Here is a 26,524-nt window from a genome sequence, read left to right as displayed (position 1 = left end):
TCCGTCTTTAAAGGCAGCAGTTCCTTTTTAATTTATTTAATATATTTAATATGTAATTGGGTTAAATTCTTAATGTAAGGTATTGGAAAAATAACTTTATTTATTTCAATTGTTTTTGGTAAAAACAAACCTTTTATGATTAATTTTTCAAATGGTTTTAATGTGAATTTAAATGGTTCAATATCTCCAATAGATTTTGAAACATCTTGTCAACTTGAATTATCTAAAATAAAATTATTTTTAAATAGTTGTTTAGTAATTTCTGGATAATCAGAAATAATTGAAGTTTCTTCTTTTTTTATTCAAAACTCAATTGTTGAAATTTCTACTTCATGATAATAATGAGCTAATGTTGTAGATATAGCAAAAGATGGTGAAATTAAAAATGTTGAGATTCAAGCAAATGCTATTTGTGCATTCCCCCGATTTCAATTTAGATCTTTTACTACTGCTTTAAATTCATTTTTAAATTCTTCATTAACTTGTTTTCAATTTGCTTGTTTATCATATTGAATTCATTTTTGAAAATTAAGAGGAACATTATTATTAACACTTATGTAATGTTCTGAAGCAATCCCTGACCCCTGACCTCAATAAGGCACATCCATAGGAACAATGCATTTATATACTTTTGGTTTTGAACTTACTTTTCATTCATTACCATATTTGTTTTTTACATAATTATTTAAAAAATCATTATCATATTTTTTATTCAATTCAAACTCTGATGGATCTAAAAATACTTTTTGTTTATTTTGTGGTTTTATTATTTGTCCATTTTCATCAATTGAATTTTTGTTTCCATACAACAAAGCATATGGAGAATTAACTTTATTAGGCAATATTAAATTTAATTTATATCTCAAAAAGTCAGTAGTTATTTTTGAATAATCTAAATCTATATTCACCTCTTTTAAATTGATTGGTAAATCAGGATAATAAACCGCATGTGTATTTTTTAATTTTTTTGCTGGTGAATAATCAATTACTGGAATATATCAAAAATTATATTTTTCAGGGTCATAACCATTTTCATCAATTAACTTATCATCAAAAATTAGATCTTTTGTTGTATCTATTTTCATATTTTTATTCCTTTGGTTTTAATTCTTTCTTTACTGTTTCTATACCAGTTAATTCGTAAAAATTACTCTTCAAATAAATTGTTTGTCCTTCCATTTCAAAATAAAAAGGTAGAACATATTTATGCAAAACAGAAAAACCACCAGAAACACAAAATATAGATTTTAGAAAACCAGAACACATTAGTACTAAAAAGTCTATTTGTTCTTTATTAAATTTGCTTTGATTTCTTAATAAGCTTATTTCATTATTTACGTACTCTTCAGCGTTTGTTCCGTTATATACTTCTTGTTTAAATTTTTCAACTTCTTCTTTTGATTTATTAGCGAAATTAGACAATATTAAATTTTGATTTTCATATATTTCATAAATCTTTTTAAAAAAATCTTTAAATCTTTCGTCTAATTGGTTTTTAGAATAAATAGCATAATTTAAATCTATATTTATATCTCTTACATCAATGTTGCTAAACTTTGATAAATAAGTCATAAAAACCTTATTAGTTTCTTCATTTACTTCAATAGGGTTAACTAACATAGGCAACATATTTTTATCTATAATTAGCTCTTTTTGTATTTTGTTAGGTTCTTCAATTAATGCTTTTTGAAATAAAAAGTTTTCAGTAATTTCAATATCTAGCTTTTCTGTTGTTTCGTTGATAATATTTGGAAATACCATATATTTTTTTGTATTGATATAGTCCTCTAATTTTTGACAAACAGCAACATTAACAACTTCATTTAGTTTTTCTGGCGAATAAGTGGTATTAATACTTTCGACAATATAATATTCATTTTCAGTAGTTGCATTTTTTAAAATCAACATCTTATTTGATAGATCTATTTTTTGATTAAAAATAATTGAATATTTAGCATCTGAATCTATTTCTTCACTTAATGGGGTTTGATTATATGATAAATCACTAATCATTCCCTGGGTTTTTTCTAATTTAGATAAATCAAAATCAATAATATTGATAGAACCAGGAATAGTGCATAATTCATATATAGGAACAACTTTTATGTAAAAGGTTTGTAATACTGATTTATCTACAACTTCATTAATTTTCGTTATTTCCATTATCTTCCTCTTGGTTGCTTTCTGATTGCATTAATTGGTTTTGATTAATAACGCTTCCATCTAAATTAACTGCATATTTTTTAGCTTCTGTAATTAGTCATTCGGTGGAACCATATATTAAAACCTTTTGAACATTTAAATCTGGGTAAAATTGATTTAAAAATTCTTTAAATTGCAATTCTCTTAAGTTTGCTTTTGACTCTATATAATCTTCAAAATCGGAATTTAATGCTTGCGCTTCTACATTATGCATATTCTTAGTACCAAAATCATTTGAATCTTGTTTTAGAAAAGCAAATTTTTTTATTCAACTAATATTTTTTTCAATCTTTTGAATAACAATTTGTGATTGTGAATTAGATTGTAATATTCTTAATGGGTCAAACTCATACATTTGTAATTGTGGAGATATTCCAATAAATCTTTTTTCTAAATCTTCCAGACCTTCTTGTATTTGCTTTTTGATTCCATTGTTATCAATAGCAAATATTCAGGGTGCTGATAAATAAGAATCTTTAATCAAAACCTCAATATCTTTATCTAATAACTTAAAGAATTCACCATTAACTAAATTTAAATCGGGTTGCTTTAATGTATTGTTGTAAAAAATTTGATATGGAATATCAATATATTTGGTTGGCTTATATTCATAATAATTGAATAGAATTTCTTTAGCTTCTTGATCTGACACTTTGTCAGATTTAATGACCGAATAATCAAAAGTTAAAACATCATTTTTATATTCAAATGTTTCAAAAATATAAATGGGAGTTTTAGGTGAATTAAATTCTAATCTTGTTTTCAAAAATTTTAATTTTCCATTTATTTCTATGAAATCTAATACATCAGCAACTAATCAATTATTTCTTAATGCTGCAATTCCCTTTTCATATAAATTTGCTTCTAACTTTTGTAAAGTTAATAATTTATCAGATGATATTAAAAAATTAGTTTCTTTTTGATTGTTTGCTTCAATCTTTGGAAAATTACTTCATAAGGTTTGAATTGTTGATTGTATTCCGTATTTTAAAAATTGATCTTTTGAGTTTATTTTTTCTTTTTTAAGTTTAATTTTTTCATTAGAAAAATTTAATTTGAATTTTTCTATAGCTTCCTGCGTTGTCATTTAATTTCCTCTTCTTTTATATAACCATTTAAAACCAAACGAATTTCGCGCATTTGGGAATAATTGAATTTTGGGTTGATGTATTTAGATATGTCAAGACCTTCTTTTAGACCTTGACGAATTTGGAACATTTGGTATCAGTCATATTCAGGGTCAGCATATCAAGACACGTCAAGTCCTTCTTGGAGACCTAGACGAATTTCGTCCATTTGTTTGGGATTGAATTTAGGAACTGCATATCAAGACACGTCAAGATTATTTTTAAGACCCTTTCGAATTTGTTCCATTTGGTTTGCTGAGAATTTAGGTTTAGCATATCAAGACACGTCGAGACCTTGTTTGAGACCTAAACGAATTTCACGCATTTGATGTCAATCAAATTCTTTATTAGTATATTTTGAGATATCTAACTTTTGCTTAAGACCTTTTCGAATTTCGTCCATTTGACCTCAGTCATATTCAGGGTCAGCATATCAAGACACGTCAAGTCCTTCTCGAAGACCTAGACGAATTTGCAACATTTGGTCTGCTGTGTATTTGGAATTACAATATTGTGATATATCTAAACCTACTTCAAGACCCACACGAATTTGGAACATTTGACTCGCATCATATTTTGGGTCAGCATATCAAGAGACATTAATATTGTTAGATAAACCCACAAAAATTTCTCACATTTGGAGTGAATCATATTTTGGGTCAGCAAATCAAGACACGTCAAGATTATTTTTAAGACCTGCGCGAATGAGTCACATTTGAGTTACATTAAAATTTTGTTCATTGAGATTGTTTTGCCGAAAATATTGATTTATTCTCATTTTTTCTCCTTATTTATGCTTTTAAGACCTGCGCGAATTAAAAACATTATTAATCAATTAAATTTTGATTTTGCATATCAAGACACATCTAAACCTGCTTCAAGACCTCAACGAATTTCAGACATTTGTTGTCAATTGAATTTGGATTTAGCATATTTTGACACGTCGAGACCTTGTTTGAGACCTCAACGAATTTCGCGCATTTGGGAATAATTGAATTTTGGGTTGGTGTATTTAGATATGTCAAGACCTTCTTTTAGACCTTGACGAATTTGTTGCATTTGTTCAGCGTTAAAATCTTCTTGGTTTAAATTGTTTTTTTTAAAGTATTCTTCTACTGTCATTTTTCTCCTTAAAGTTATTCATAAAAGTTATCTTTTTCTAGGTTTTGAAACAAAATAGCATATTGGTATTTAAATAAAATACTACAACTCATTTCAAAAGCATTTATTACATCGTATATCTCTGAATTAATTGATTCATCTCTTTTTTCTATTTTATCTAGCGCTTTATTTGTGTCTTTAATTACTACTTGTTTTGCTAAACATTTGAGTAATATTTGATTGTTTGGTAAAAAATTAATTAAATTGTTTTCAAATATATTTTTTTGTCACATTTGTCTATCTACAATGCCAAATTGTTGTGTTGGTTTTCTTACTGCTTTAGTAGCAAAACAGCTAATTTTATTTTCTTCAAACAATAGATTAAGTGCTTCAATACTTGCATGATTGTCGCAAAATAGTATTGATGTCTTACTAAAAATAAAGTTGCTGTTGCTATAACCATATGGTAAATATTTTTCAATATCTTTATTTTGCTTTTTAACTATTTCTATAATTTTGTTATTTATAGCTTTGTTTTTTCAATAAGTATTTTTAGGTATTAATTTTTTAATATCTTCAATAACATTAATAACTATTATTCTTCCATCTTTATGTAATGCTACAGACACAAAAGCCGCATTATCATGAATTCCAGGATCGTAACCATGATATATTCCTAATATCTCATTGTTTACTAAATATTGATGAAATTTATTTTTTGATATTGTTTTGATTTCTTTCCTAATATTTCCTTCTTCATCAAAAATAATATTTTTCATAAAATAATTTAATTTAGTATCTTCAAAGTTGAATGCAAAACCAATTACTGTAATAACTCATAATCGATAATTGGTTTGTTTTAATAAATCTAAATTTTTTTGTTGTATTTCGGAAAAATATTTTTTAGGAATAAAGTATTTAGAAAACATAGTTACTATAATTCCTAATTGATTGCTAAAGTCTTTATTTTCTCTTTGAATATAATGATGTTCTAATAATTCATTTAAAACATTTTGATTAATTGATTCATCTTCTTCCAAAATCTTTATTGCTTCTTGATGATAATTTTTAATTAAGAAGTGATTAGTTGTAAATATGTTGTACAAAAAAGTTACATTAACTTTAAAACCTTCTGGTGATACTTCTCTTAAAACAGTATTAGCAATTAACAAAGGAAGTTTTTCTTCTTGTAATGAATATATTTCTTCTAATTCATGAGGTAATTTATTACTATCTGCTGTGTCTTCCAATGGTTCATCTATAACCAATTCACCAAATCTAAAGTTAGAATTCTTTAAAGTAAACCCTTGAAATGCTTGAATCTTTTCTCAATTTTGGAAATATATTGCTCTATCAATTCCTCCATCATCATACTTCCAGTAAGCTGCTTCATTAGTTACATAAAAGTATTCTCTAAAATCTAGTTTATGTTCCTCCGCTAAATAAAACAAAACTTTTTCTAACATTGGTTTTAAAGTGTTTCTAATATGATTAAATTGATTTCTACACCATACACTACAAAAATTATTTTCATTGACTATACGATAAATTGTTTCAATCATTCGACTAAAAGATTTTGAAACACCTTTTGCACCTGAATAAATTTTGTAAAAGCAATCGGATTTAAAAGCAGCATATGTTGGGTTTGCTTCTTGGTCTGTATAGTGTAATAATTCTTTAAGTTTTTCTTCAGTAAATTTTGGTGGTGCAGATAATGTATTCATCAGGTCTCTTTCTTTACTAACTTATGTTTAAGTGTCAATATTTAGAAATTCAACTTATTTAATGCCATTGTATTAGTCTACTAGTATGTATGTATATATATCTATCTATTTCCCTTTAGGGGAATAGAATATATACATACTAGTGATACAATTAAAGACTTTTAATTATTTCATTTCACATAATTCTTTAAGATAGTATTCTTGTGCTCATTGTTTAACTTCAGGAAGACAATTTTTACAACAAACATAAACATTCCATACCTCTAAGTCTTTTGTTGTTTTACATTTAATACATTTACTCATTTTTTGTTCCTTTGTTTGGTTTTGAAATAATTGAAAAATTATCTTTTTCAAAAAACTTTGCTTGTTCTGTGTGAAAAACAAAACTTGATGTATTACATAAACCATTTCTGTTTTTAGCAATGGTTAAAAATAACTCTAAAACAGAATTATTGTTGTATATATTTGGATCTTGTGAATATAAAAACATTATTACGTCCGCATCTTGTTCAATGCTGCTTGTTCCTTTTAAGTCGCTAAAGGTAGGAATTACTGTTTTGCGTTTTTCATATTCTCTACTTAATTGCGCTAAACAAAAAACATTTATATTATTCATTTTTGCTATTTGTTTAAGCTGTTTGCTTGTATATTCCTGTGCTTTATAATCGATTGAATTTATTAAATCACTGTCTAAAAGTTGAAAATAATCAATAAATAAAGCTTTAACTTTTATATTTTTTTCTTTTAGTTCATTTAGCATTGTCGTTATATAACTGGTATTAATAACTTCATTAGAATCATTATCAAATATTAAAATTCTTCTTGATTCAAAATTTTGTTTAATTCTTTCCAATTCTTCTTTAGCTGCTTCTGAATTGTTAATATTATTAATTTCATTTTTTGTTAAAAAATTGCTTTCAATTTGTAAAAATCTTTTGTAAATGTCAACCGCTGATAATTCTAAACTCAAAAATAAAATATATTCATCTGGTTTCAATTGTTTAGAACAATTAATCATTATGTTTTGTAATAATGTGGTTTTACCAACCCCCGGTCTTGCTGCTAAAATGTATAATTGTCTATTTTTTAAACCATCAGTAAATTTGTCAATGGTTTTAAAATTTGTAAATAATTCTTTATCTCTTTTTTCTAATTCATTCATAGCTTTATATTTTTCGTACAGATTAGAAAGTTCATAAATGTTTGAACTCATTTTAATAAAATTTCCTTTCTTTAAATCACATAACCCATTAAATATCGCGGGGGTCAATTTTTTTCAGATAGGACTACATACTTTACATGCTAATTTTGGTTAATATAGTCCCGAATTCCTTCATTTTGGGAACTTTATTGTTATATAGTCCCTAACAACTTTGACAATTTGATTAATACATTAAATTAGTGATTTACTTGAAAAACATAGTTAAACTTTGTAATCGCCTCTTGCGCGCAATGTGTAGGTTTATATTATTATGTTCATAATATGAACATATAATATAACCCACAATGCGCGTAATAGATTTATAAGATTTAAAAAATGTGTGTTAGGTAAAGAAATCTTATTTATTTGTGTTTAATCAAATTGTCAAAATAAAATAATGTGATTTAAATTCACCGTTAGAAGATAAAAAAGATAAATAAAAAAGTCCTTTTTAGAGGACTTAAGGACATAATATATATATATATATATATATATTTTCGAATTTTTTAAAATTTTTGATTTTTACAATTAATTCTCTTTGTTGTTTTTTAGATTTTTAAAAGAAACAATTATTAATTTAATGCTTATTAATTTTAGAAAAAAGCTGTTTTTTGTTGTTAATTAACACTTAAATAATGTGAAAATTTTAAATGTATATTATAATTTTTAACACCAATAAAAAACGAAAGGTTGATATGAAAAAAATTTTTAAAAAAGCAGCAAATATAGCTTTAGCATACATTATCTTAAGTTTAATTTCATTTCCTATTATGATAATGATTTTAGTTTTTTCCTTCTTGCCAGCATTACACGCAAGTCATGGCGGAACAACACAATTAAATGGACTTTTAATTAATAATATTGTTGTTGGAACTTTATTTATTCTTGCTATTGGTATAACAAATTTTGTGCTTTTAATTATTACTATGGTGAATGGTTTTAGAATCGAAGACAAAATAGGTGCTATTTTGTGTTTGGTTGGTTTATTTGTTTTTCCTATATTAGTATGAATAGGTGCTATCTTAATATACATAGGCCTTAAGAAAAAAGTTAATAGTTTAGAACAAGAAAATAATGAACAATTCGAACAAAAAAGAAACTATATATAAAATTAAAAAATAAATAAAGAGGATTGTTTTAAACAAAAAATTAGACTCGTAATTGAAAAATTGCGAGTTTTTTTGTTCTAGTTTTCTTTTTGTAATATTAGAAAACACAGAACTGTAAAGCTAAAAATGGCTTTCTTTTTTTATTGTTTATCATAACAAAATGAACTTTATTAATGTATATTAAATAAGACTTTAGAAATTATCATTTTAGCTATTATTTTTATTTATGTTAATACTATTTGAATGGTATTCATATATTGTATTTCATTAAAAACTAATAAAAAGAATTACTATATTTATAAATTCGCAATGAATTATTTTGTAAAAAACGAAATCAAGATTAAAAATTTTGTTTTTAAAAAAATTATAACTTTTTATCTTTTGGCTATCTTGTCTTGTTTGCTTGCTTCACTATTATTGGTACTTTTCGCAATTTTTTATTACTTTTATATAGAAGAATTTTTAAAGGAGATGTTATTTATTTATGTTCCTGCAAATGGCTCTTTATTTCTTTTTGAAATCATTTACTCACTTATGATCATTAGTAAAATTTGTAAGTGAAAAAGTAGTAATCAAAAATTACTGGATGAAAGATATTTAGAAAAACAAATTGATTTAGACAATTCTGAAAAGCAATTTGATTTTAGTTCTTCAAAAAATAAGTTGCGATACTGATATAAACAAAAATTTCGCAAAGAAGAATTTTATTGTAAATATCCAACAAAATTAGAATCTTTACCTTTAGAAAAACAGCAAAAAATTATTTATCAAAATACTATTTTAAATTTTGATAATACATTTTATGGTGAAAAGGAAAATATATCAATCAATATGTTTAAAGATATTTTTCTAAAATACAAAATAATAAGTACATCAAACAAAAATAAAAAAACGGACAAACCGTTTTTTTATTTAAATAAGTTTTCTAATTGTTCCAAACTAGTTAAAAATATATTTGCAGCTTTTGTAGCTTCTATATATTCATCTTTTGTTTTGTATTTTTTAGTTTTCATTAAATCTATTGCTTGTTCTTGAATTTTGAATGTTGGTTCTATAGTTGCTCACATAGGTGATTTTTGCGCTTTTTCTTTTATTGAATTAAATCTGGTCTCTATTTTTTTAACTACTTCTTCAAATTCTTTTTTCTCTTTTGTCATTTCACAAGAAGCTGAAAGAACAACTGGAGCAATTAAAGCTGCTGATGAAATAGCAAACAAAATTATTTTCTTATTTTTCATTTTTTCCTAACTTTTAGATATATTCCTTGTTTTATTAACTTATACTAATTATTATATAAGTAATAATAAGATCAAGTTAAAGAAAATTAATCGAGAATAAAATATTTAGTTTTTGTAATATTGAAAAAATTTACAACTCAATTTTTTTTGATTAAAAACATGTTTTTTATTGTATTTTAAAAGAAGTAAAAATTAAACGTTAGTATGTGATTAAAAAAATCATTTTTTACTTATTGATGCATAAATAAGTAAAAAATGATTTTTTATTATATTTAACTTTGAAATGAAAACATTAAAGAATGTTTTTTATCATTTTTCAATTAATTGTTTTTGTCCATCTTTTTGTTTTCCACAAACTGCTAAAATAAAATCAACTAGAGCTCATATACCAAGACCACCAGCAGTTAATAATTTAGCTACACCAAGACCAATTCTACCACTGTAAAATCTGTCTATTCCTAAACCACCTAAAAAGAATGATAACAATGTTAAAACTAATCTACTTTTATTTGACATTTTTTCTCCTTATTTTATTGTTTAATACTTTTAATGATAAAAAATTTTAAGAATAAATCAATATTAATCATAAGATTATGTAAAATTTAATATTTTTGTCTATTCTCAATCAAATTAACAATGATTTTATTTTGATTAATAATTTATCTTACTAACTCAAAAACAATTTATTTAGCATTTTCTTTGTCTTATTCTCTTAATGAATACTTAATGTTAATAATTGAATCAGCATCTTTATCCAATTCTTTTTTAATTTCTAAATAATGTTCAAAAATGAAATTTGTAAGAGGATCGACAAAATATGTTTCCAATAACATAACTAATCCTCTTCCACCTAGTGCAATATAGTCAAAATGCTTTAATAGAATATACAATTTTAATGGTGTTAAACACCAAAAACAATAATTATTTAAAAAACAACAAACTTTTCGTTAAAAGTTAAAAAATATGCTGGTTAAATATTAAACAGCGAGTCAAAGATATATGCTTTGTATACAAGAACTCAAAAAATGTTTTATTTTTTATGTCTTTTAAAATAAATAAATCGATGCTTACTCTTAATTTTATTAATATTAAGGAATATTGGCATTCAATTTTTATAAAAAATGAAAGGAATTATTATATGAATATTGACAAAACTAATGCAATTAAATTATGAAAAAAAATTTGGTAGTGATAGTAATATTGAATTCGATTTTTCAGGAAGACAAATGAAAAAAGAATATTACAATATGCAAAACCAAAATGAAGGTTGAAATATAGACCATATAAGACCATTATGAGAAAAAGGCACTAATCAAGAATGTAATTTAGAAATAATGAATATAAAAAGCAATGCAGAAAAATCGAATCATTATCCACATTTCAAAGCTAATAATCAAAATTGAAAAGTTGTAAGAAATAAGAAAAATTACAAAATAGTTAAAGATGATAATTAACAAAGAAACTGGTTTAAAGCTTTGAAATAAAAAATACAGAAAATCAAATACCTTAGTAAAAGATTTTGCTGGAAGAGAAATGGCAAAAGGATTATATGGAATAAATACAAAAAAAGGTTGAAATATAGACCATATAAAACCATTATCTTTAGGTGGAAGCAGCAATGAATCTAATTTATAGTTAGTTAATATTGAAACTAATTTAGAAAAAGGTAATTCATTCCCTTTATTTAAAACCAATAATAAAAAATTTAAAATAATAAAAGTTGATAATCATTATGAAGTTAAAGCAAACAACAATGAAAATATTAATGGAACACTATATGATCAAGATGAAATAGATTTTATGGATCTCGCTTCTGTTGAAAGACATTACAATGACAAAATTGATATTATTTGTAATAAAAAATTATTTTCTGGATATGTAGATATCATTATAGAACAACCAATTTTAAAATATCCTGAAATATTTGCCAAAATATTCACAATAAACGAATTAACAACTATATCTATTTATAATGAGGGGGACTCTTGTAGAATAAAATGTTTTTATGATTTTGTTAAACTCCAGATTAATTACAATAACATTATGGATTGTTGCATAATTGCTAACACATGATTGTCTAACTGTTTGCAACAAAAACTAATTAGTGGCTATTCAATAATTTATGAAGGAGAATGTTTTAATTTTACAAATAACTATCATATTAATAGATATAACCTCAAAAATTATGGTTGTTTCAGAACAACAAAAAACAATATTTCAATTAATTCATTAATTTTTAATAATTTAACTAATAATAAAACCAAAGAATTATTTCAAAAATACTCATCAGATAGTTATTCCGGTAATGTTATTTTTACAAAACTAAATGAAAATTTGAGTAAAAAAAAATTAAATTTCTTTTTTAAAAAATGTGTTATTATTATTTTGTATCAAATGCGTCGTACACAGGTGAAAACTTGAAGGTTCATAAGGAATAACTTTATGGCTGTACGTAAGTCGCTAATCTCCAGCAATGGAGACAGAAAGAGGGTATCTATGTTAGATATCACTCTTTTTGTTTCTTTTTAGATTCTTAAATTTAATAACACATCATTAAAATATTCTTTCTTAAAAAAGGAGATATTGAAATGAAGTTTGTTTGAAAAAAAGAAGAAAAATATTTTAATCTGGAAACTAATTTTTCCAAAGAAGGTAAAAAAATTAGAAAAAATGGAAAACCTATTTCTCACCCTGTAATTGTTTTTATGACTAATATAGATGTTTATTTTTTAAATGCTAGGTCAGCAAATAAGAAAGAACAAAACAGTAAAAATTTAAAGGTTTTTGAATTATTTAAGATAATAAATAGAACAAAAATTAACTTTTTTGTAGTTTTTGATTTTTACAAAATTATTCGAATTTTAAGATCTGCTAAATCTTTTGAAGATTTTTCTAATGAATTTTATATTTTAGTAATTTGTAATTTCAATCAAATTCAATATGCAAACAAGAAATTTGTGCTTTCAAATTTCGTTTGATTGTGAAACAATAGAAAAGCTATTTATGAAAATTATTTAAAATAAGTTAGATAAATGTTTTTAAAACTAGTTTTTTCACAAAAATAACCTAGGTTTTTTATATTATAATAAGTACAATAAAAATTTAACTATTCATAACTACATTAAGGAGCACTAATGGCAAGAGAAGGTTTTACTTTATGTTGTTCAGATTGCAAAATGGAAAACTACATTAGCAAAAAGAATAAGAAAAAACACCCAGAAAAAGTTGAAATAAGTAAATATTGTGCAAAATGCAACAAGCACACAAATCACAAAGAAAAGAAATAATTTTTGATAATGACAACTTGTTTAATTTAATGAGTTGTCTTTTAATTTACTAATTAAAATTAAGAAGGAAAAAATGAAAAAATATCCATTGAATACCATAGAAAAAAACATTGAATGTTCTTCAACAGAATGAAAAAAAATCAAAAATGATATTTTAATGTCAGCTATTAAAGAAAAGAAACAAACTAGTCCAAACAATATAATGACACAAGCATTAATGTTTTTTCAAACTAGATACGCACATGAAGTAGTTGCAGAATCTAAAATAAATGATGAAAACAAATATTATGTTTTTACACCATATTTTAGTAACGAAAAAATGACACAAGATGAATGTAGTTTTAATATCAAATTCCAATATTTTGATTTCGACAAATTATCAGAGCAAGATTTATTTAAATACAAGTTTTCTTTTGTACCAAAAATTATGAGTGATAAAGAAAGAGAAGCAGATTGAGAAAGAATGAAAAACAATTTCACCATTTTAAAAGTTGCAGAAATGATTAAAAATGATGACCTTATAACTTGTGAAATTATTCCTTACTCTCAAGGTAAAGAGCTTATTGAATATAAAAATAATATTGTGGTTAAAGCAAATTCAAATGAAAAAGGTTTAGCAAAAGATTTAATAGATCATAAAATAAATGATGTTATATCTCATTCTGAAAGTCCAGAAGAAAAAATTCAAATCACTATTTTAAAAATTGAAAGACCAACTAATATTGTTCTAACTGAAGAAAACTTACATGAAAGTGGTTTAACTGAATTTAAAAACTTAAAAGAATTAAAAAGCAGTTTTACTAAAGACAATAAGTGAATTAACTACAATTTTGAACTTGGTAGATTTTTAAATGAATTTATAAAAAACTTTTCATCAAACAATGAACTTGAATTTGATATGGATATTTTTTCAATACTACTAGAAGAAAATTTAGATCGTTTTTTAAGTAAATTACCTGATGATAAATATAAAGAAATTCAAAAAAGCTTAATGGCTGAAAATGGTAAAAGCCCTTTAATTAATGAATTATCTATTGATTTAAAAGAAAACATTTGAAAAGATATTATTACTTCATTTGTTAAAAACACTAAAAACTTTACTTCTGTTTCAAAAGAAGAAGTTGAAAAAGAAAAAAGATTTATAAATTTAATTTATTCACCAGAAAAAATTAATCAATTAAAAATCAACGAAGAAAGAATTACTAAAGCAATTTTAGATAAAAAAGTATCAACCTTTTTATTAGAAAAACTTGATCCTGAATCTTTTGCTAAAATCAATGCTTTAATAGAAGAATAACTTCTTATTTGCTAGGATATATTTATCCTAGTTTTTTAATCAAAAAGGCTAATTATTAAAAATATTTTTTATTTTTTCAAATTTGTAAATTTTTGTACATATATAAATGAATGGTAAAAAGTTATTGTTTATTTTTGTACAATAAAAACAAAATAAAAAATATTTTTGCTGTTTGATACAATAAAAACAAGTTAAGAACAAAATATCTAGTTTTATATAACAACTTATCTAAAAAGGAGAATAATTAATTTATATGAATTATGCTAATATGACACCTTTTGTAAAATGAGTTGGTGGAAAAAGACAACTTATAAAAGAAATAGAAAAAAGATTACCATCTACCTATAACAATTATTATGAACCATTTGTTGGCGGTGGTGCAATTTTGTTTCATCTAAAACCTAAAAAAGCGTTCATAAATGACATAAATAAAGTCTTAATAAATTCATATAAAATCATCAAAGAAAATCCAAACGAATTAATTGAGACATTAAAACAATTAGATAACCAAGAAATTACCAAAGAAAAATATTATGAATTAAGAGAAAAATTCAACAAAAAATTATTACAAGAAGAATTTGATATTGAAACTGCTAGTTTGTTTATTTTTTTAAACAAAAGATGTTTTAATGGTTTATATAGAGTTAATTCCAAAGGTTTATTCAATGTTCCTTTTAACAATAAGTCAAAATGTGATTCTTACAACAACGCAAACATTATCAATATTAGTGAATATTTAAAAAATGTAGAGCTATCAAATTTAGATTTTGAAGAATCTTTAAAAAACGCTAAACCTGGTGATTTTATTTTCTTTGACAGTCCATACGCACCTTTAAAGCCTACTTCTTTTGAATCGTATACTAAGGAAGGTTTTGAGAAAAAAGACCACATTAGATTATCTATGCTGTTTAAAGAATTAGATAAAAAAGGTTGCTTTGTAATGCTAACTAATCATAACACTAGCCTAATTAGAGAACTTTATAACGATTACAGAATAGAAATTGTGGATGTAAAAAGAAACATCAATAGCGATGGTAAAAATAGAGTTGGAAAAGAAGTAATAATTACAAATTATTAAAACTAGTTTATTTAATAAAGAAAGAGATAATGATGGAAAACATTAATTTGATAAAGGAGTTTGTTGATAATTTGCTAAAGTCAAATAGAAGTTATGATTTTTTTATAAATTGAGAAAACATTAATGAAGTTAGTGAAAATAGCATTGAATTAAATGCTTTGAATTCTTTAATAAATTGTGAAGATTTTAAAAATAAATTTTTTGAATTATTAGATAAATTACCAGAAGTAGTTACTATTTTTCCTTTATTGTTTGCTTTAAGCAAAACTGAAAGAGACAAAATTAAAAAAGGAAAAATGAAACTTCAAATTATCGATCACATCAAAGGAGCATGTGAGGTTTTTGCTTTTGATAAAAACAAAGCAGCAAATGGTTATAGTAATGATGAAAAAGAAAAATATTACAACTTCTTTGTAAATATGGGACTAAAACATCTTTTCCAAAAGATACTAAAAAAGAGTGTTGTAGATTATGTTACAGGAGTACTAGTTGGTTTAGATTCTAATGGAAGAAAAAATAGAAGCGGAACAGCATTTGAAGATTTGTGCTTAAAAGCTATTTTGCCTCTTTGTGAAAAATACAATATAACTTTGTTAGTTCAAAAACAATTTAAAGTGTTAGAACAATATGGACTAAAAATTGGGCAAGATATAGCAAATAGAAAAGCTGATTTTATCTTAATAAAAGATAATGTTGTTATGAATATTGAAACAAATTACTATTTTGCTAGTGGTTCAAAACCTGAAGAAATAATCGATAGCTACATTAATAGAAGTGTAGAATTAAAGAAAAATAACATTCATTTTAGTTTAATAACTGATGGAAATTGTTGAGATAATGAAGGCAAACATCAATTAAATAAAGCGTATATTTCATTAATGAACTATAAAATGATAGAAAACGGCCATTTAGAAGAAAGATTAAAAGAAGTATTTAATTTAAATTAAAACATACAAATATATAATTTTAGTGGTCACTCAAGGAGTGACATTTTGTTTTAGAATTGATATCTCATATTATCATTTGATACCCCTTTGGTAAAATTTAATTTTGTTATATAATAATAAACGCAGTTTATTGAATGAACAATAGACTGCCTCTAACTAGTGGGAGATATCTAAATTATCATTAGTACCACATTTATTGAAAGGATAAACATGGCAGCTAAAAAAGAAGTTGTTCGTGTTGCTAAATTACAATTTAATGCCGGTCAAGCAAAACCAGGTCCAGCTTTAGCTGGGGTTGGTATCAATATGCCTGAATTCACCAAAGCATTTAATGACGCAACTCGTAGTAGAGGTAGTGAACCTGTTCCAGTTCAAATTACCGTTTATAAAGATAAATCATTCGATTTTAAATTATTCACCTCACCAGCTAGCTACAAATTAAAAGAAGCAGCTAAAATTCAAAAAGGATCAGCAAATTCAAAAACTACTATTGCTGCAACCATTACATTGCAACAATTAAAAGAAATCGCTGAATATAAATTGCCTGATTTAAATACTGATAGTGTTGAACAAGCAATGCACATCATTGCTGGTACAGCAAAAAATATGGGTATTTTAATTGAAGGTTATAATGATGTAGTTGAAGCAAAAAAACAAGCATTAAAAGCACAAAAAGATGCGCAAAATGCTAAAGCAAAAGAAGCAGCAATTCAAGAAGCTGAAGCTAAATTAAAAGATTCTAAAGGTCAATCAATCCAAGTAAAAACTATTGGTGATGAAAAAGCTGAAGCTAAAGCTAAAGAAATGACTGAAGGAGAAAACTAATGGCTAAACATGTAGGTAAAAAACTTCAATCAGCTTACGATTCATTTGATAAAAACGCTATCTATGAACTTGATAAAGCTATTTCATTAGCAAAAGAAAATGCTTATACAAAATTTGATTCAACTATCGAACTTGTAATGAAACTAAATCTAGACGTTAGAAAAGCAGACCAACAATTACGTGGTTCAGTACTTTTACCAAATGGAACTGGTAAAAGTGTTAGAGTGTTGGTTGTAACTAATAATGTCGAAAAACAAAAATTAGCTAAAAAAGCAGGTGCTGACATTGTTGTTGATGGTCCAGCATTAGAAACCAAAATTAAAGAAGATGAATTTGACTTTGATGTTATGGTAGCAGACCCTGCTATGATGCCTTTATTAGGAAAATACGGAAAGAAATTAGGACCTAAAGGTTTAATGCCTAACCCTAAAACCGGTACAGTTTCACCTACTCCTGAAAAAACTGTAGAAGAACTTAAAAAAGGTAAAGCAAACTACCGTACAGATAAAGCAGGTATTATTCATACTATTATTGGTAAATCAAGTATGAAAACTGAAGCTTTAGCTGAAAATGCTCAAACCATTATTAATTTAATTAAAAAATTAAAACCTGCAGCAGTTAAAGGTGCATACATTCAAAACATCGTTGTTTGTGCAACAATGGGACCTAGTGTTAAGGTTAAAATTGAAAAATAGGTTATAAGCCTATTTTTTATTTTGCCTTTTAAAGTAAACAAAAAAAGACTCTTGCAAAAAGAGTCTTTTTGAATAATTTGGTTAATTAAAAGAATTTTGCTCTTGCTTGTTCTTTTACTTCTTTTGAAGCAATAAAAGGAATTCTTGTTGTATAACCTGCTTTAGCAGCAACAATCATTTTTGCTGGTCAAGCGAAAATAGCACTATTTCATTCGAATACAGTGTCGTTGTATAATTCACGTGCTGCTGTGATTTCTTTTTGTAAATAAGCATTTTGTTGCATAGCATCAGCGATTGAAGCATGAGATTTTAATTCTGGATAGTTTTCAATTTGAACTGCTAATCCTCTCATAACAGTATCCAAACCACTTGAAATTTCATTTCTAGTTGTTTCAGTTGGATGTACACCACCTCTATATGCTGCAACTGTAGTCATAACTTCTTTATCTAAAGAAACTGCTTTTTCAACAATTCCTACAACGTTTTGCATAATTTGAACTCTATTTTCTAAATAGTTATCAATTTGAGAAGCATTATGTTGTATTTTTTGTTGTAATTGTTGTAAATATTTTCTAGCACCAATTTTCTTGAATAAGAAAATAATTCCTGGGATTAAGAATAATCATAAAATAATTTCAAATAATAATGAACCAAAACCAACTTTAGCAGGAATTTGTTTTGCTATAACATCAACATTTCTTCCCTCTTCCATTTTTGGACCATTTAATTCGTCTAATTCGTTAGCCATATTTCTCCTATCTATAATTGCTTGTTAGTGTCTATGTTCAATACTCTAACAATAGATGACTTAGCATCATAAATTTTACCACTTTCTAAATCTGCTCTTAGCTCTGGGGTATTCAATGTGTTATTATATTCATCTTGTCATGCATTTCTATCAACTTTATAGTTGTTCAAAGGAATAATTTCTACTGTTGAATTTTGTTCAACTCTCACGTACTCTGTTCAATGAACTGGAACATCATGTATATATCCGTCACCACCATGAACTGGAATATAATCAATTCTATCAAACGTTTGATAACCTCATGAATTAACATTAACTAAATCACCTTTATCTGTTTTTTGAATAAAGCTTGTTTTAATAATGTCATCAGTTTTTGATAAATCATGCTTGAATAAATGAGATAACTTGTTAATAATACTTTCATGTTCACATCTATTCAATCTTGGTGAATCATAAACATCTTTATAAATATGTTCATGTGTTTTAGTTTGTTGATAAATAGGAATTGAAAATATAGGAGCAAAAGTAAAGAACAAGTGTCTAAAGAATTCCATATTGTAGTTGTAAAAAGTTTTAGATATTACATCAAAATCATAAGCATAAAATGATGTTGTATCGTCAAAATCAATATCAAATTTCTTAAGATGTTCTGGAACAACAAGGTTAAGTTTACCTTGTTTTTTAAACATAAAATCATCCCCAAATCCAACACCATTATCTGAAAGTAATTGCATTAGATTTTTTTGTGCTAAAGGAGTGAATAAAACTCTATAACCTTTTTCATCATTTCTGTTTTTAGCATATCATGCTGATTCAAATTCTTCGTTAGCCAAAAGAGTAAAATTGCTTTTTCCTATTTGCTTTTCAGCGAATTTTTTCAACTCTTTTGTAGTTTCTTTAACATATTTTTCTTTTTCTCTAGCAGTTAGTAAATGAAAATTATGTGATTCACGTTTAAATGATAATTGTGGTTCAACATCTGAACCTAATACTAAATAAGTATCGCGTTCATAATAAGGACAAGGTTTAGATACTTCTGCTCATAATGTTTGTGTTCTTGTAATAGTAGAAGTACCATTTGAAGTTGAAACTGTTTCTTCTCAACTAATTACTAATGTTCCGTGGTATTTTTTAGTACCCATTGTATGAACTAAATCTTTAGTTAAAACAAATGGATTGCCATATATTTCACCTGATAATAAATGTAATAAAGAAGTGTCATTATTATCCTTGTGTTGAAAACCAAATTTTGTTTTCAATTCATCAATTCTTTTGTTATCAAAATATCTATCTAATTGTAAAAGTGGTATTGATAAAGAGAATAACTTTTCTTTAATTCCATGAGCAAACAATGAATTTAAAGGTCTCATTTGTTCTGTTGCTTGATCCGTTAGTTGCTCAACTAAAGTTTCTTGCACCTCTTTTCTATTCACCGCTTCTTTCTTTTTAGGGATAGTCACCAATGCTAACACACAAGAAAAAGCAACGACAAATATTACACCTAATATAATACTTAATATACTAGTTAATAAATAATTTTTTGTGTGAGTGTTTGAATACAAATAAGCAAAATATGAACCAATCAAAATTCCAATCCCGCCTAAAGATATTAAGATACTTAAAAAAGTATTTAGATTTGAATATTTTGCTACATCCTTTTTAGCTGATTCTAGTTTTATTTTTTCTTGATTAATCTTTTTGATCGTTTCTTTATTTTCGTCGATATTAACTTGTGATTGATCTACTAAATCTTGAAAATATTTTAAAACATTTTTAGAATGCTTTTCTCTTAGAGATTCATATTCTCTTAGAGGCTCAAAGATTTTATCATTTTCCATAAATTACCTTTCTTTATAAATAAAAAAATATCAATAATAATTATATTATTATTATTATTTTTTCAAAAATAGAAAATATCACATTAGCCTATAAAATAGACAAATATGACACTTATTTAAAAAAAGAGATAATTGAGTAATCATTAAAATATTCTAATTTTATGTCTAACTTTTAGTCAAAACATTCTACATGCAATGCTAAAAATTTTAAGGTTAGTTTTACCAAAAACATTAAACATTATGGTTTTCGAAAATTGCCTAATTATGATTTTCATAGCTTTAAATTTGGTTATTTTTCTAAAATCAATTATGTCGTGAATATTAAGTTTTTTCAAAATTTTGTAAAGCACATTTTCAATGTATTTTATTACCTTTTTTTGTTTTAATAACAAGTGAATTTTGTTCATTATTTTGTTCAAATATTTTCATTCTTTAAATGAAAGTTTTTCTTGATTTATCTTCAAAAAATTAGTAATAATGTATGAAAAATCTTCTCTATTTTCTATACTAAACAATGCTATATGCTCAACTGTAAATCTAATTAATTTTTTAATTTCTTGTTCATATTCAATAATGAAATATTGGAAAAAATCATCCATTTTTTTGTTTTTTCAAATGTTATTATTTTGTAAAAAGTCAACAAACAATTTAGTAAGTTTTTCGAATTGTTCAACAATATCCTTTGAAAAACTCATTGAATTTATTAATTTTGACATACTGTTGTCTTCCAAAATTAATGAATTGTGATTTTTAAAATCTTGATTAAGTAGTTCTATCATCTTATTGAAATTTTGCTTAGAATCTAATGTTAATGTTGATAATCAATCTTTAAATAAAAGAAATATATTTTCTTTATTTTGATAAAAAATATTATTTAGATAATTTCCTAATTTTTGCTTTTTATTAGCTTTATAGATACTTTCACATTCGATTAAAATCTTAAAAATTGTCTCGTTGTTAAATAAAAATTTAAAAAAATAAATAATGTTTTCATCAGTAGCAATATTGTTTTTGATAAAAAGGGTTAATTGAGAATCACTAGGGAAAAGTTTTAAAATGAAAAATAGTTTTTCTAAAAATATAGATGACAATGATGTGTAATCTTCGTGGCGAATAAACATATTTTTAGAATCATAATTTTTTAAGAATTCTCTTGTCTCTCTTTTGAATAAAGCAAAATATGGATTTTGAACATTATTTTTTCTTTCCAATCACGCTCTTAAAATATAAATGATATGGTTAATATTTTTTGGCATTTTAAAAATCTTGATTTGTTTTTTTTCTAATTCATTAAATCTTTTATCAAGCTTTTTCAATGAAAGTTTATTCAATTTTTTCAAATATTTAAAATTACTATCTGAAAAGATAAGTTTTTTATCAATAAAAAATGTAAATAAAACTCTTGCGATTTCTTTATAACCTAATTCTGTAGGATGAACATCAAATAAGTTCTCACACAAAATGTCGGTATGATTTTTTCAAAAGTCAAATTTAAAAATCTTTAAATAATGACATTTTTCATCAATTCGCGAATCACAAATTGTTTTATTTAAAATAAGATTAATTTCCTTAAATAAATCCTGATAAACAATAGGATTAATACTTTTTAAAATATTTTCGTAAGATACTAAAAATGATAAAAATGGTGGAATGTATGAAAGTAAAATAATTTGAGCATTAGGATTAAGCGTTCTTATTTGACTTAACATTTTTCTATATTGCAAAGTGATTGTTTGACTAATTCTTTTTAATTCTTCAAATAATTCTTCTTTTATTTTAAGTTGTTTATAAATATTTGGTTCATTTATAACACGTTTTATTAAATTAAAAGGAAATGAGCATTGATATTCATTGCCACCAATTGAAATAGTAATAACGTCACTATTTTTTACTTGTTCAATTAATCTATTTGAATTGATTGTAAAAATTTCTTTTTCGCTTAAAGAATCATCAACTTGTCAAATATTGTTTTGAACTTTAACATTTGCTATTTGTTCAATATCTTTGTTTATTTTGATCAAGTTGTAAAAATCATTACTAGCTTCTAAGTTTTGACTTAGTAGATTACTAATATCGTTGATTCTCATGACTGAAGCAGAAAAATTGTAATAATCAAAGTTATTTCAAAATTGCTCTTTGTTGTTTTCTAAACAATAGTTTTTAAGTAAAAGTGCAAAATAATCAGTATAACTATAACCAGAAACAAATTCTTGACCATTTTTATAGCCACAACTTCCACAACCAATTTTACTATTAAAACCTTGTGCTATCGAATCACCAAGAGCCAACAGACGTACAGAACTTTTTTGCATATTTAGAATATTATAAGTGTAAAAATAAAAAATAAACCCGATTAATTCATTAATGAATTAAAAAATTGGGTTTACTTTTTGTTTCTAAATTCTTCAATTTCTTTTTGGCAATTGTTCAAAATGTAGTCTAAATCTTTATCTCCACGACCAGATAAAGTTACTAAAACATCAACTTCTTTATCTTTATTTTGTCTAGCAAACTTTATTGCATAAGCTAATGCATGTGAAGATTCAAGAGCAGGAATTATTCCTTCTTTTGAACACATCATTAAAAATGCTTCAATAGCTTCTTTATCATTAATACTTACATATTCAGCAAACTTGTTTTCTTTTAAATAAGCATGTTCAGGACCAACACCTGGATAATCTAGCCCTGAAGCGATTGAATAAACTTCAAGTGGTTGGTTTTGTTCGTTTTGCAATAAGATAGATTTAAAACCATGTAATACTCCATCTTTACCAAAAGATAAAGTAGCAGCATTTTGACCTGGTTGGTCACCTTTTCCTAATGGTTCAACTCCTATTAATTTTGTTTCTGTAAACAAGAAAGGAACAAATGAACCGATTGAATTAGAACCACCACCAACACAAGCGATTAAATATTCAGGCAATTTATTATATTTTGAATAAAACTGTTCTTTTGCTTCTTGTCCAATGATTGATTGAAAATCTCTAATGATTTTAGGAAATGGATGAGGTCCTAATGCTGAACCTATACAATATAAAGCATTTTTATATTGTTTCTTATATGCTAAAAATGCTGAATCAACCGCTTCTTTTAAAGTTTGGTTTCCGTGAGTTACTTCAACAATTTTTGCACCTAAAATTTTCATTTTTTCAACATTTGCTTTTTGTTTTACAATGTCAACTGCACCCATATGAATTTCGCATTCTAACCCAAAATGAGCAGCAGCAATAGCAACAGCAGCACCATGTGAACCAGCACCTGTTTCAGCAATTAATTTAGTTTTGCCTAATGCTTTTGCTAATAAAGCTTCAGCCATACAGTGGTTGGTTTTGTGAGAACCACCTTCGTTTTGGTCTTCTCTTTTAATGTGAATTCTTACTTTTCCAAGAGATTTACTTAAGTTTTCACAATAGTAAATTGCTGTTGGACGTCCTTGGAAATTCTTTCTTATATCTTTAAGTTTTTCTTGAAAGTCTTTACTTTTAGCAATTTTTTCATATTGATTAGCTAACTCTTTAAAAATTGCTGTTAATTCATCATCGAGAAAAATTCCACCATATTTGCCAAAAAATCCTTCGTTATTTGGGAAAGTATTTAAATATTTTTCTAATTGTTTTTCAGTATCTTTCATTTTTTCCTTAATACACATCATTATCGTCTTCAAAGTCTGTGTTTATTTGTTTTTCTAAATTATTAAATTCTAATGTTAATGTAAAATTATTGCTTTTATCACCATCATATTGATTGAACATTTGTTTATTGTCTTCATTTAAATCACAATCAAAAATTAGGGTTTCGGTTTCTATAGTCTCATCAAAAAGTTCATTTTCTTGTGTGTGAGTTAATGTGTCAACAATAATTTTATTGTCAGTTTCTTCTAGTTCGTTTTCGATAATTTTTTCACTATTTCTAGAAGATTTTTTAATCCATTCTTTTACTCATTTTAGTGGCCCAACAACAAAATGCTCATCATTTGCATAATAAATATTTGAGTATAAATATTCATATTCATTGAAATAAATATCATTAGAAACAACATTAGATTTTTTCAAATTCGCCTTTAAAATAGTGTGAATAGGAAAATTCATAATCTCTTCTTTTGTTCCAAATTCAATTAATTTATTGTTATGAATTACAAATATATTGTCAAACTTTTCTAGCATTTCTTTTTCTTTAACTAGAACCAATTGGGTTGTATTATTGTTTTTACATAATTCATTAATAGAACGCCAAATCTCATTTTTAATATTATGGTCATCTATTTCCAAATCTTTAATAACTAACAATTCTGGAGAACTAACCATTTTACTTGTTATTAAAAGCTTAATTTTATTAATATAATCCAGTGAAGAAAAAGGTCTAATTAAATTCTTGTGTTTAACTGATGTTTTGGCATCTAAAAATAAAATCTTAAATAGCAATTGATGTTCTTTAATATATCTTTTTAATTTGTAGATATTATCAATATTTAAAAATGCATCATTAATTATTTTAGTAATAAAATTGAATTTTTTATTGTACTCGTTACTTTCTTCTGCTACTTTTAAAAAATTAATTAATTCGTCATTTGTTTCATTGTCAATGTCTTGTCAAATCATTTTTTTCAAGAATTTAAGAATAAAATTATTGTTTTTAATAATTTTGTTTTTAAAATTAAAAATTTCATTAAAAGTTGTTTTTATATCATTGCCATAAATTTTTCTAGAATTAAAATATTCTTGTTTTAAATTTTTGTTATTCCATTCAGTAATTGCTTTGATATTGTCAATTTTGCTTTTAATTTTTTTAAGTTCAAAATCTTTACTTGTTTCCGGTTGCTGATATCTGCTATGGAATAAGTGCTTTTTCAAATTTAAAATGTGTGAATTAATTTTTTCTTTAATAGTATCGAAGTTTGTTTTTGATCTAGAAATGTAACTATCTAATGAAAAATAGAAATTTTCTTCAATATTTTTTTTGATTGAAGTATGTAAACTATTTTCACTAGTAGCACTCAATTTATTTGAAAAATTAATACTAAAAAGTTTTTGTTCAAACTCCAAATTTTCTACCATTTTATCAATATCATCAATTGAAAGGTATGTCATTTTTTTGTAATTCTTTTTTATTAATTTATAACAGTTCAAATTCAAATATGCATTTTTAATTAAGTATTTTTGCATTGAATTTAGTTCCTTAAAATCGCTTGCTTTTTTATGAAAAATCTTTGCTTTTTTAAGATATGAATTCCAAATATGTTTGTAATATTGTTTAGCAATTTCTTGCTTTTGCTCAAGCATATTTTCTAAAGAATTGATTAGCATTCTTTCATCTCTAATAAATAAACTTTCACGTAAATTCTTTTGAGATTTTTCTTTGATTTTTTGTAAAGCGCTATATTCACTTTTATAAACTAAAAAATCTATTTGTTCATCTGTTAATTTAGTTGAAGATTCGTAAATCTTATTGACCTTATCTCCAATCTCTTTTAAAAAGTTTAATTCTAATTCAACAATTTCTTTTTCTTTTTCATCAACAAATTCAAAATAGTTTTGTAGTTTTTCAATATATCTTTCTTTTTCTTTATTAGTCTGGCTAAAAATTGCTGAAAATACTTCACTCATTTCTTTAAGAGTTTCTCTAAAAAAATCTTTTAATTTTACGTTAAATAAATAGCAAATTTTTAGCAATTCATTTTTAACAAAATATGAGTTTTCATTAAATAGTTTTATGATTTGATTTTTTCTTTTTGTGTCTATTTTATAGACTTTTTTGTTATTTTTTAATTGTGCTAATAATGGTATTTCATTATCTTGTGAATCTAAATTATTTAAATCAAAATATTTGATCTTATTTGAGTTTCTGTATATATTAGTTGAAATGTTAACAAGATTATTTTGTTTGTCATAAATAAAATAATTAGTTGAAGAGATTGTTTTCTTTAAAAAATTTGTTAAAGAAATATCTTCAACCAAATGATTTTCACCGATTAAATAAATAGCATTTTTCTTATTAAAATCAATGGTTAGCAAAGGTATACTTAAAAATTCATCTATATTAACAAAGTTATATAAATGCTCAAATTTAAATAGTATTTCTTTGTTATTTTTCATAATTAAAAGTATATA

Annotated in this window: 27 protein-coding genes and 1 pseudogene; 12 read left to right on the top strand and 16 right to left on the bottom strand. The window is 24.7% G+C overall.

Annotated features, from left to right (window positions below):
* Positions 1-32: 32 nt before the first annotated feature.
* From ACJA25_RS00490 to ACJA25_RS00455, 8 genes are all read right to left on the bottom strand, one after another.
* A complete protein-coding gene (locus tag ACJA25_RS00490) occupies positions 33-1,085 on the bottom strand; it encodes a hypothetical protein (protein WP_406615675.1) in 1,053 nt (350 codons plus the stop codon).
* Between the two features lie 4 nt (positions 1,086-1,089).
* A complete protein-coding gene (locus ACJA25_RS00485) occupies positions 1,090-2,163 on the bottom strand; it encodes a hypothetical protein (protein WP_406615673.1) in 1,074 nt (357 codons plus the stop codon).
* Positions 2,144-3,289, bottom strand: coding sequence for a htpn (locus ACJA25_RS00480; RefSeq protein WP_406615671.1), 1,146 nt, complete (start codon positions 3,287-3,289; stop codon positions 2,144-2,146). The genes ACJA25_RS00485 and ACJA25_RS00480 overlap by 20 nt, the downstream gene beginning before the upstream one ends.
* Positions 3,268-4,044 carry a hypothetical protein gene (locus ACJA25_RS00475; RefSeq protein WP_406615669.1) on the bottom strand — a complete coding sequence of 259 codons (777 nt, stop codon included), beginning with the start codon at positions 4,042-4,044 and terminating at the stop codon, positions 3,268-3,270. Before ACJA25_RS00475 ends, ACJA25_RS00480 begins: the two co-directional genes overlap by 22 nt.
* A 53-nt stretch (positions 4,045-4,097) precedes the next feature.
* Complete coding sequence (locus ACJA25_RS00470) at positions 4,098-4,451, bottom strand: hypothetical protein (RefSeq protein ID WP_406615667.1); 354 nt, start codon at positions 4,449-4,451, stop codon at positions 4,098-4,100.
* Between the two features lie 14 nt (positions 4,452-4,465).
* Positions 4,466-6,154, bottom strand: a complete 1,689-nt coding sequence (locus ACJA25_RS00465; RefSeq protein ID WP_406615665.1) for a hypothetical protein — start codon at positions 6,152-6,154, stop codon at positions 4,466-4,468.
* A gap of 165 nt (positions 6,155-6,319) precedes the next feature.
* Entirely contained in the window at positions 6,320-6,457 is a 138-nt protein-coding gene (locus tag ACJA25_RS00460) for a hypothetical protein (protein ID WP_406615663.1), read from the bottom strand.
* Positions 6,450-7,367: a DnaB-like helicase C-terminal domain-containing protein gene (locus tag ACJA25_RS00455; RefSeq protein WP_406615661.1), complete on the bottom strand. Its 918-nt coding sequence runs from the start codon at positions 7,365-7,367 to the stop codon at positions 6,450-6,452. The genes ACJA25_RS00460 and ACJA25_RS00455 overlap by 8 nt, the downstream gene beginning before the upstream one ends.
* 683 nt (positions 7,368-8,050) lie before the next feature.
* On the opposite strand from ACJA25_RS00455, the gene ACJA25_RS00450 reads away from it, so the two are divergent.
* Together ACJA25_RS00450 and ACJA25_RS00445 are read left to right on the top strand one after the other, a co-directional pair.
* Positions 8,051-8,464, top strand: a complete 414-nt coding sequence (locus tag ACJA25_RS00450; protein WP_406615659.1) for a hypothetical protein — start codon at positions 8,051-8,053, stop codon at positions 8,462-8,464.
* A gap of 177 nt (positions 8,465-8,641) precedes the next feature.
* Positions 8,642-9,301: pseudogene (locus ACJA25_RS00445) on the top strand (MAG0920 family protein); the annotation flags it as partial.
* A 71-nt stretch (positions 9,302-9,372) separates the two neighbouring features.
* On the opposite strand, the gene ACJA25_RS00440 reads toward ACJA25_RS00445, so the two are convergent.
* The 3 genes from ACJA25_RS00440 to ACJA25_RS00430 all read right to left on the bottom strand — a co-directional run bounded on the left by ACJA25_RS00440 (position 9,373) and on the right by ACJA25_RS00430 (position 10,535).
* The gene (locus ACJA25_RS00440) at positions 9,373-9,702 is read right to left on the bottom strand and encodes a hypothetical protein (protein WP_406615657.1); all 330 of its coding nucleotides are present in this window, start codon (positions 9,700-9,702) and stop codon (positions 9,373-9,375) included.
* A 306-nt stretch (positions 9,703-10,008) separates the two neighbouring features.
* Complete coding sequence (locus tag ACJA25_RS00435; protein WP_406615655.1) at positions 10,009-10,218, bottom strand: TM2 domain-containing protein; 210 nt, start codon at positions 10,216-10,218, stop codon at positions 10,009-10,011.
* 188 nt (positions 10,219-10,406) lie between these two features.
* Entirely contained in the window at positions 10,407-10,535 is a 129-nt protein-coding gene (locus ACJA25_RS00430; RefSeq protein ID WP_406615653.1) for a hypothetical protein, read from the bottom strand.
* A gap of 324 nt (positions 10,536-10,859) precedes the next feature.
* Here ACJA25_RS00430 and ACJA25_RS00425 point away from each other — a divergent pair, with 324 nt between their 5' ends.
* From ACJA25_RS00425 to rplA, 10 genes are all read left to right on the top strand, one after another.
* Positions 10,860-11,156, top strand: coding sequence for a hypothetical protein (locus ACJA25_RS00425; RefSeq protein WP_406615651.1), 297 nt, complete (start codon positions 10,860-10,862; stop codon positions 11,154-11,156).
* The gene (locus tag ACJA25_RS00420) at positions 11,146-11,337 is read left to right on the top strand and encodes an HNH endonuclease (RefSeq protein ID WP_406615649.1); all 192 of its coding nucleotides are present in this window, start codon (positions 11,146-11,148) and stop codon (positions 11,335-11,337) included. The genes ACJA25_RS00425 and ACJA25_RS00420 overlap by 11 nt, the downstream gene beginning before the upstream one ends.
* A 165-nt stretch (positions 11,338-11,502) precedes the next feature.
* Entirely contained in the window at positions 11,503-12,231 is a 729-nt protein-coding gene (locus tag ACJA25_RS00415; RefSeq protein WP_406615647.1) for a hypothetical protein, read from the top strand.
* A 59-nt stretch (positions 12,232-12,290) separates the two neighbouring features.
* Positions 12,291-12,725: a hypothetical protein gene (locus ACJA25_RS00410; RefSeq protein ID WP_406615645.1), complete on the top strand. Its 435-nt coding sequence runs from the start codon at positions 12,291-12,293 to the stop codon at positions 12,723-12,725.
* Positions 12,726-12,836: 111 nt separating this feature from the next.
* Entirely contained in the window at positions 12,837-12,989 is a 153-nt protein-coding gene (gene rpmG / locus ACJA25_RS00405; RefSeq protein WP_406615643.1) for a 50S ribosomal protein L33, read from the top strand.
* 73 nt (positions 12,990-13,062) lie between these two features.
* Complete coding sequence (locus ACJA25_RS00400; RefSeq protein WP_406615641.1) at positions 13,063-14,286, top strand: trigger factor-related chaperone; 1,224 nt, start codon at positions 13,063-13,065, stop codon at positions 14,284-14,286.
* Positions 14,287-14,539: 253 nt separating this feature from the next.
* Positions 14,540-15,364 carry a DNA adenine methylase gene (locus tag ACJA25_RS00395; protein ID WP_406615639.1) on the top strand — a complete coding sequence of 275 codons (825 nt, stop codon included), beginning with the start codon at positions 14,540-14,542 and terminating at the stop codon, positions 15,362-15,364.
* A gap of 32 nt (positions 15,365-15,396) precedes the next feature.
* Positions 15,397-16,311 (top strand): DpnII family type II restriction endonuclease, encoded by a 915-nt coding sequence (locus ACJA25_RS00390; protein ID WP_406615637.1) that lies wholly within the window; start codon positions 15,397-15,399, stop codon positions 16,309-16,311.
* A gap of 210 nt (positions 16,312-16,521) precedes the next feature.
* Complete coding sequence (gene rplK / locus ACJA25_RS00385) at positions 16,522-17,136, top strand: 50S ribosomal protein L11 (RefSeq protein WP_406615635.1); 615 nt, start codon at positions 16,522-16,524, stop codon at positions 17,134-17,136.
* On the top strand, positions 17,136-17,831 hold the full coding sequence (gene rplA / locus ACJA25_RS00380) for a 50S ribosomal protein L1 (protein ID WP_406615633.1): 696 nt from the start codon (positions 17,136-17,138) through the stop codon (positions 17,829-17,831). Before rplK ends, rplA begins: the two co-directional genes overlap by 1 nt.
* A gap of 85 nt (positions 17,832-17,916) precedes the next feature.
* Here the strand turns inward: rplA and ACJA25_RS00375 are convergent, their stop codons facing one another.
* The 5 genes from ACJA25_RS00375 to ACJA25_RS00355 form a co-directional block, all read right to left on the bottom strand.
* The gene (locus ACJA25_RS00375; protein WP_406615631.1) at positions 17,917-18,579 is read right to left on the bottom strand and encodes a LemA family protein; all 663 of its coding nucleotides are present in this window, start codon (positions 18,577-18,579) and stop codon (positions 17,917-17,919) included.
* Positions 18,580-18,590: 11 nt separating this feature from the next.
* Positions 18,591-20,417: an MAG1210 family protein gene (locus ACJA25_RS00370; protein WP_406615629.1), complete on the bottom strand. Its 1,827-nt coding sequence runs from the start codon at positions 20,415-20,417 to the stop codon at positions 18,591-18,593.
* Between the two features lie 143 nt (positions 20,418-20,560).
* Positions 20,561-22,729: an SGNH/GDSL hydrolase family protein gene (locus tag ACJA25_RS00365; RefSeq protein ID WP_406615627.1), complete on the bottom strand. Its 2,169-nt coding sequence runs from the start codon at positions 22,727-22,729 to the stop codon at positions 20,561-20,563.
* A 71-nt stretch (positions 22,730-22,800) separates the two neighbouring features.
* Positions 22,801-24,048, bottom strand: coding sequence for a tryptophan synthase subunit beta (gene trpB / locus ACJA25_RS00360; RefSeq protein WP_406615625.1), 1,248 nt, complete (start codon positions 24,046-24,048; stop codon positions 22,801-22,803).
* A 7-nt stretch (positions 24,049-24,055) separates the two neighbouring features.
* Positions 24,056-26,509 carry an MAG1360 family OppF-related protein gene (locus ACJA25_RS00355; RefSeq protein ID WP_406615623.1) on the bottom strand — a complete coding sequence of 818 codons (2,454 nt, stop codon included), beginning with the start codon at positions 26,507-26,509 and terminating at the stop codon, positions 24,056-24,058.
* Positions 26,510-26,524: the final 15 nt, after the last annotated feature.

The organism is Mycoplasmopsis hyopharyngis (assembly GCF_045276885.1).
Lineage (GTDB): Bacteria > Bacillota_I > Bacilli_A > Mycoplasmatales > Metamycoplasmataceae > Mycoplasmopsis > Mycoplasmopsis hyopharyngis.
This window is presented reverse-complemented; position numbering and strand designations above follow the sequence as displayed.